Source organism: Scytonema sp. PCC 10023, assembly GCF_963920835.1.
Lineage (GTDB): Bacteria > Cyanobacteriota > Cyanobacteriia > Cyanobacteriales > Nostocaceae > Kalymmatonema.
Genome location: NZ_CAWUDP010000328.1, coordinates 1 through 897 on the forward strand (window position 1 = coordinate 1; position 897 = coordinate 897).

2 protein-coding genes are annotated in these 897 nt (G+C 42.5%); both read left to right on the forward strand.

Annotation, left to right across the window (positions count from 1 at the left end):
• Positions 1-68: 68 nt before the first annotated feature.
• Positions 69-419 (forward strand): transposase, encoded by a 351-nt coding sequence (locus ACM0OZ_RS49035; RefSeq protein WP_414590192.1) that lies wholly within the window; start codon positions 69-71, stop codon positions 417-419.
• Positions 373-891 carry a transposase gene (locus ACM0OZ_RS49040; protein WP_414590193.1) on the forward strand — a complete coding sequence of 173 codons (519 nt, stop codon included), beginning with the start codon at positions 373-375 and terminating at the stop codon, positions 889-891. The genes ACM0OZ_RS49035 and ACM0OZ_RS49040 overlap by 47 nt, the downstream gene beginning before the upstream one ends.
• The last annotated feature ends 6 nt before the right edge of the window (positions 892-897 follow it).

Below are 897 nucleotides of genomic sequence, written 5' to 3' on the forward strand. Positions count from 1 at the left end.
CATGAACCTATCCCACTAATGCCAGATTGTGGTAATCTACTTTTGACTTGATTTGGGTGTATTAGTTGATGGCTGGACGTTTTGAAGGATTAAGTGACCTTGAATGGAAGTTATTTGAGGATATATTTCCCAATATGGCATCCAAGCGTGGTAAAGGAATGCCTCATGCACCGTATCGCCATGTATTAAATAGTCTGTTGTACATTTTGATTACTGGGTGTCGATGGTGTGATCTGCCGCGTGGGGAAAAATGGGCATCTAAAAGCTCATCCCATCGGTGGTTAAAACGATGGCGCTCAGATGGGACATTTGAACATTTACAAGCACGTGTATTAGCGATCGCTGATAATAAGGGATTAATAAACTGGAACTTTGGCGCGGTTGACGGGTCTTTTTCCCCCTGGAAAGGGAGGAGGTGAAGAGGTTGCCTATGGTGGCAAAGGTAAAGGTATTCTCATTCACACGCTGACTGAAGGCAATGGAATGCCGCTAGCTAACTCCACCACTTCCGCTAACGGTAACGAGCGAGAACAAGTAATACCCTTACTCGATAAAGTCAAACTTAAAACATTAAAACCTGGTAGACCACGTAAGCGAATCAAAGTACTGGCTGCTGATAAAGGTTACGATTCAAAACAAAAACGTACTGATCTACGCAAACGAGGTATTCGTCCTCAAATCCCAAAACGAGTCTGGAAAACCAAGAAAAACAAAGGAAGACCCATCAAAATTTCTGTTCCTAGATTTCAGCAAGAGCGGTGTTTTGCTTGGTATCAACGCAAATACCGCCGTCTTGTTGTCAGATGGGAACGTCAAAAGGTTTACTTTGACGCATTCATTGACCTTGCTACTATCCACATTTGGATTAACAAAATATTATTAGTGGGATAGGTTCAT